The following is a 6,331-nucleotide window of genomic DNA, read 5'->3' on the forward strand; positions in this document are numbered from 1 at the left end:
GCTCCCTCACAAAATCCCTTAGAGCGACAAAGTCCTGCGCGAGATACGGGGCAGTATATGAAATATCCGGGCTAATACCTGAAACAGGCACATGACAACATGTTCAGGATGCCGATGCTGCGGCAGGGAAAATGCTGTTCGGTACTATCCAGTCATTCTCATAGGGAATAGCGATTTATTGACATACGTCAATTCTTTTCTTTCGGTAATTACGTACTCTGTACTTGCACAGTGAGTGTTTGCCGAAATCGATGATGATTGTTTCGGGGCCAGGTAATAAGAACACTAAATACTCACTCTCTGTCCAAGAATAAATACCACCTCAATATAATAATAAAAACGGCTCACGACTGATGGATCAGTGCCTGGAACCTTGCCTTTAGCGAGGTTTTTTTGTTGATACCTACCGGAAACGATGCTCCAGGAGCTTGTCCAAATGGAATCGTATATTTCTGGCCAAGCGGGCAGTTACTATGCAAGGCGCAAGGTAGAAAGCATAGCCGTAGCTATATGACCTGAGTTGCAGCGGAGCAGAGTGACTGACAACTTGGCAGGAAATATGATTTCATTTGGTTAGCTACTTACTGTCGTACATTTTTGTTCGCTATGGATGACAAATCAGCCACAGTACATTCAACGCCCCTTAAGTTCATCTTCGAGTGACGCAATACTGATCATGTCAACCTCAGATTCAGGAAGTACAGCTAAAATTTGAGGAGATAATAGTAGCCCTCCGTGATAAGGTGAAACTCAAGTCGATTACCCAAGCGACAAAGTGGGGTTGATAATCCCAATTTCACCTTCTGAGTAACTTAATCATATTGGTACGATTGTTAGCTTTAGATGTTGAGCCGTGTAGGGGTTGGGGCGCTTTCGACTAACTTGATGTCACTTGATCGGACAGCCTCCTGGCAAAAAAATAAACGACTCCGGTTATCTGGCCGACTTGCATTTGTAAGAGGCCGTAATCAATTAGAAAAATGATCCCGAAACGCAATAACACTATGGGGATGATATGGCCTGTTATCAACAGCAATTTGGTGGTGAGTATGTACTGGGTATCCGTATACCCGAATACTTTCAGGATATCTCATATCGCCATGATACCGGCCCTGCCTTTACCTACACCCGGGGTAACCAGATTCTGAAAATCTGTGTGTTACCGAAGAACCTCCAGGATCTGGAGATCACCGGTGCTTACCGTTACACCCTGATGGAAATGAAAGCAGGCAAAGAAGACGACGACTGTCATTCGTTTGTGGCAATCCACTTTGAAACCAACTCAGCAGTGGCGTTTGAGAAAGTGATTTTCGACCAGGGGCGGTTACAGGGTATACTGAACCGCAGCTGATTGGCGGGATGTGCGGTAAACTCAGGGTGGCAAACAGGTCACTATGTTTTGCCGCACAAGAGAATCTGCCGGTAATCTTTTGCGGTTTACCCATATAATCATTACCATGTCCGTCCAACGGCAAAACTGCACAGACGTAATATGTATATCTACCGCCTGGTTCTGCTTCTGGTGATTGGTATTTACCTTTTTTCTCCGGCCATCATGGGTTGGTGGATTACCTTTGGTAAACAGTGGTACCAACCCTGGATACTCTGGTTCATCCTCATTGTCGCAGGCTTTACCCTCCAGATCAGGGATAACAGAGATGAGCTTTGAGCTGGAATACATCGTACTCGTCAGTGTTGTTTATCTTGTGGTTCTCTTTCTCTGCGCCTGGGCGACGGATCGTGGCATTATTCCGCGTGCGGTGGTGCATCACCCGGCAACCTATGTTCTGTCCCTGGGCATCTATGCCAGCAGCTGGGCCTATTATGGCAGTATCGGAGTTGCCCACGACGATGGTTATGTTTTTCTTGGTTTTTACTTTGGCTTGAGCGGTGCGTTTTTGCTAGCACCCGTCCTGCTGGTGCCAATATTAAGAATAACCTCCACCTATCAACTCAGTTCTCTGGCCGATGTGCTGGCCTTCCGTTTCCGCAGCCCGGTGGCAGGTACGTTAACTACACTTCTTTTGTTGTTTATTACCTTTCCCCTGTTGGCCTTGCAGATACAGGCCGTGGCAGACGGTGTTTATCTGCTCAGTGATGAAGCATCCCCGGACAGGCTGGCCTTCGGTTTTTGTATTATGGTCACATTATTGACCATGATGTTTGGTACCCGACACCTGGCCAGCCGCCACCAGCATGATGGTCTTGTGGTGGCGATTGCCTTTGAGTCTCTGCTCAAACTGCTGATCATGGTACTGCTTGGTGGCGTAGTGATTGTCGAGGTGTTTGGTGGTTTTTCCGGATTAAACCGCTGGCTTGAGGCAAACTCCGAAGTCATTATCGGGATGAACTCCCATCTGGAAGATGGCCCCTGGCGAACAACGTTGTTGATGTTTTTTGCTTCTGCTGTGGTTATGCCCCATATGTTTCACATGACGTTTGCAGAAAACCGCAACATAAAAATGCTATTCACAGCCAGCTGGGGCCTGCCTTTCTTTTTATTATTGTTGAGCATTTCTACCCCTCTGATTCTCTGGGCGGGTCTCAAAATCGGCAGCCCTTATCCGCCCGAGTACTTTCCACTGGCTATTGGGCATGCGCTGGATAGCCGATGGTTAACCGTCATCGCTTATATAGGAGGACTTTCTGCGGCCAGTGGCCTGTTTATGGTAACCTCATTGTCACTGTCCTCCATGCTGCTCAACCACGTCATCCTGCCGCTTTATCAGACCATTTACCAGAGCGGGGAGTCAGCCCGGGTCCAGATGAATATTTATCGCTGGCTGACCAATGTAAAACGTCTGATTATTGCCACCCTGGTCCTCGCCTGTTATGGGTTTTACCGGCTGTTGCATAATGAGGTGGACATGTACAGCCTGAGCATCGTCGCCTATGTGGGAGCCCTGCAACTGCTGCCCGGTACTCTTTCTACACTCTATTGGGGCAGGGCAAACCATAAGGGACTGATTCTCGGGATTCTGTCGGGCACTGCAGTCTGGTTCTTTACCTTGATGCTGCCTTTAACCATAGGACTTGAAATTTTCCCAATCCGTAACGTCAACTTCGGTACCATCACTAACGATGGCTGGTATCTTGCCGCCACTGCCTCATTGGTGGTGAATGTTCTGGTGTTCTGCCTGGTCTCCAGTTTTACCAAAATGCCCGATGAAGAGCATAGCGCGGCGGCTGCCTGTCTGGTTCGTGAGGTGCGCCAGCAGCCGTTCAAAATCCCCAAGGCCAGCTCTTCTTACGAATTTCAGGAGATGCTCAGTGCCCCTTTGGGGCCTGTAGCCGCGCAGACGGAAATCAATAAAGCCCTGACCGATCTCAATATGAGAGCAGATGATAATCGTCCGCACTCCCTGAGACGACTCAGGGATCGTATTGAGAATAATCTATCCGGGCTTATGGGGCCAACCATTGCCCATGAAATCGTCAACTCCTTTTTACCACTGGATGTTGACAATGATTATGTCCCGAAAGATATCCTTTTTATGGAGTCCCGACTGGAAGCGTATCACTCAAGACTAACCGGTCTGGCAGGTGAGCTCGATAGCCTGAGACGTTATCACCGGGATACATTGAACAGCCTGCCCATGGCCGTCTGCTCCATTGACGCTGCCATTGACGCTGCCATTGAGAGTGATAACCCGGCATCGCTGCCATCTGGCAACACGGGCGAAGTGATGCTCTGGAATCAGGCAATGGCAGCATTAACCGGAATTCCTGCCGACGCTGTTCTGGGGATGCCCCTGAAGACCATTCCTGCTCCCTGGAACCAGATCCTCAGTGATTTTATGCAACTTCCCGATAATCACCTGAACAAGCACAGTGTGGAACTGGATGGCAGCACCCGCTATTTCAGCCTGCACAAGGCCGCTGTTCAGGTACCGGTTTCCGGTACTGGTGGTAATCAGGTCATGTTACTGGAAGACCAGACGGAAACCCGAATGTTGGAAGAACAGCTCTTTCACAGTGAACGACTGGCGTCTATCGGACAACTGGCCGCCGGTGTTGCCCATGAGATAGGCAACCCGATTACCGGTATTGACTGCCTTGCCCAGGAACTGAGTGCGCTATCATCGGACCCGGATGTTCAGCAAAGCTCCCGCCAGATACTGGAACAAACCCAAAGGGTCTGTGCCATTGTGCAAACCCTGGTATCTTATGCTCATTCCGGTCACAAGGGAGGAGCGCAAATCGGGTATAACAGCGATTCCCCATGGGCAGCAGAGCCCGTAGAAGTGTCCAGCACTATCCGGGAAGCCATTAGCCTGTTGCAATTGAGCCATAAGAACAACAATATCGTATTCCGCAATTTATGCATCGAAGGCCTCTGCGTCAGCGGTAACAGCCAAAAATTACAACAGGTGTTTATCAATCTGCTGAAAAATGCGGCCGATGCCTCAACGGAAGGTACTGACACGGTGCAGAGCGTCGTTTCCGTCAGTACTTCAGCCAACCAGCACACGGTCACCATTCGTTTTGAAGACCAGGGGCATGGTATTCCCAAAGCCATTCAGGAAAGGCTGTTTGAGCCATTTTTCACCACCAGGGACGCGGGTAAGGGGACTGGTCTGGGTCTGGCTCTGACCTGGAATATTATCGAAGAACATTTTGGCAGTATTCAGGTGGCGAGTCCGCTGGACCCGCTCACAGGGCGGGGATCCTGCTTCATCATTTCGCTGCCACGCTACGAGTCTGAGTCCGTGATGGCCCCGGGCGCAGGGGAGCAGCCGTTGGCATTTCAGGGGGACATGGCATGAGCCAGGAGCAGATACTGATTGTTGAAGACGAAGAAATTATCCGGTCGTCACTGCGTCGTCTGCTTGAACGACAAGGATATAGTATTACTGAAGCAGGCTCGGTTCATGAAGCACAAGACTGCCTGAAACAACATTCCTTCTCGCTGATCATCAGCGATCTGAGGCTACCCGGGAAACCGGGTACTGAAATGATTAACCTCGCCAATGGTACTCCGGTACTGATCATGACCAGCTATGCCAGCCTGAACTCGGCAGTTTCAACCATGAAGCAGGGTGCCGTCGATTATATTGCCAAGCCCTTTGATCATGCAGAAATGATTCAGCGCGTAGCTGAGGCTATTGCAAGGCAGGCAGCTCCGGACACTGGTACCGATGCTGGCCAGGGCAAAGAAGAGATATTCTCCGGCGATGGCTTTAATGGCATTCTGGGACAGTGTGATGCCATGCAGCTATTGTTCCGGCAAATACAAAAGGTGGCGCCAACCGATGCCACGGTGTTGATTCAGGGTGAATCAGGCACCGGTAAAGAGCTGGTTGCCAGGGCTATCCATGAACACAGTAAACGCATCAATGGTCCGATGATTTCTGTCAACTGTGCCGCCATTCCGGAAACACTGATTGAGTCAGAGCTTTTTGGTCATGAAAAAGGGGCTTTTACCGGTGCAACAGCCGCCAGAACCGGTCTGATCGAAGCAGCCAACGGGGGCACACTGTTTCTGGATGAAATCGGTGAGCTACCACTGGAAGCCCAGGCCAGGCTACTTCGCGTTCTTCAGGAAGGTGAAATTCGTCGTGTTGGTTCAGTACAGTCCCTGTCCGTTGATGTTCGACTGATCGCGGCTACTCACCGCAATCTCCGCCAGCTCTCCTCACAGAATGCGTTTCGTGAAGATCTCTACTACCGCCTGAAAGTGGTTGAACTGCGCGTTCCGCCGCTCAGGGAGAGAGGCAGTGATATCCTGATGCTGGCGGAAAAACTGTTGGCCAGAACCTGTGCAAAAATGGGGCTGGAAGTCTTTTCACTGGCCCCCGAAACCATGGCTGCCATTTCCCGCTATCAGTGGCCCGGGAATGTACGCGAAATGGAGCATGCCATCGAACGGGGTGTTATTCTTTCCGACGACAATATCATCACTCCGGAAAATCTGGACATTGACGTTCGTGTGAAACAGACCCTGTTCCGTCAGGATGCCGAAGAGCTTCAGGATGGCCTGACCCTGGAAGACTACTTCCAGCGTTTTGTCCTTGAACACCAGGATCAGATGACCGAAACCGAGCTGGCGCAAAAGCTGGGTATCAGTAGAAAAACGCTCTGGGAGCGGCGCCAGCGCCTGGGTATTCCAAGAAAGAAAACAACAGCAACCTGATTTCAAAAAGTCTGGAGTGCTCCCCCTGAGCGCAGTAGAAGGGTTACTGCCACAATGCAGGGCATGCCCCGCCACTTGGGGTAGAGATTAAGAAATTCTTCTTGATAGTACTGTAAGTTCTACTCTTTAGCTTCTGCGAACGAGTGCAGGCGGGTTTGTTGTGGGTCTTGAATTGGAACCACGAAGCACACGTAGAGC

Annotated in this window: 4 protein-coding genes; all 4 read left to right on the forward strand. The window is 50.2% G+C overall.

Features of this window, described 5'->3' with window-relative positions:
• Positions 1 to 1,015 precede the first annotated feature (1,015 nt).
• The 4 genes from KDK14_RS02875 (at position 1,016) to KDK14_RS02890 (ending at position 6,133) form a co-directional block, all read left to right on the forward strand.
• Positions 1,016 to 1,351, forward strand: a complete 336-nt coding sequence (locus KDK14_RS02875) for a hypothetical protein (protein ID WP_257263515.1) — start codon at positions 1,016 to 1,018, stop codon at positions 1,349 to 1,351.
• Between the two features lie 141 nt (positions 1,352 to 1,492).
• Positions 1,493 to 1,669: a hypothetical protein gene (locus KDK14_RS02880; protein ID WP_257263516.1), complete on the forward strand. Its 177-nt coding sequence runs from the start codon at positions 1,493 to 1,495 to the stop codon at positions 1,667 to 1,669.
• Positions 1,659 to 4,766 carry an ATP-binding protein gene (locus KDK14_RS02885; RefSeq protein WP_257263517.1) on the forward strand — a complete coding sequence of 1,036 codons (3,108 nt, stop codon included), beginning with the start codon at positions 1,659 to 1,661 and terminating at the stop codon, positions 4,764 to 4,766. The genes KDK14_RS02880 and KDK14_RS02885 overlap by 11 nt, the downstream gene beginning before the upstream one ends.
• Positions 4,763 to 6,133, forward strand: coding sequence for a sigma-54 dependent transcriptional regulator (locus tag KDK14_RS02890; RefSeq protein WP_257263518.1), 1,371 nt, complete (start codon positions 4,763 to 4,765; stop codon positions 6,131 to 6,133). Before KDK14_RS02885 ends, KDK14_RS02890 begins: the two co-directional genes overlap by 4 nt.
• The last annotated feature ends 198 nt before the right edge of the window (positions 6,134 to 6,331 follow it).

Source organism: Endozoicomonas sp. ONNA2 (assembly GCF_024606365.1).
Taxonomy (GTDB): Bacteria; Pseudomonadota; Gammaproteobacteria; order Pseudomonadales; family Endozoicomonadaceae; genus Endozoicomonas.

What these genes read in the sequence shown, in the direction of transcription:
- KDK14_RS02875 (WP_257263515.1), top strand. Translation starts at nt 1,016, where the DNA reads ATGGCCTGTTATCAACAGCAATTTGGTGGTGAGTATGTACTGGGTATC.
- KDK14_RS02885 (WP_257263517.1), top strand. Translation starts at nt 1,659, where the DNA reads ATGAGCTTTGAGCTGGAATACATCGTACTCGTCAGTGTTGTTTATCTT.
- KDK14_RS02880 (WP_257263516.1), top strand. Translation starts at nt 1,493, where the DNA reads ATGTATATCTACCGCCTGGTTCTGCTTCTGGTGATTGGTATTTACCTT.
- KDK14_RS02890 (WP_257263518.1), top strand. Translation starts at nt 4,763, where the DNA reads ATGAGCCAGGAGCAGATACTGATTGTTGAAGACGAAGAAATTATCCGG.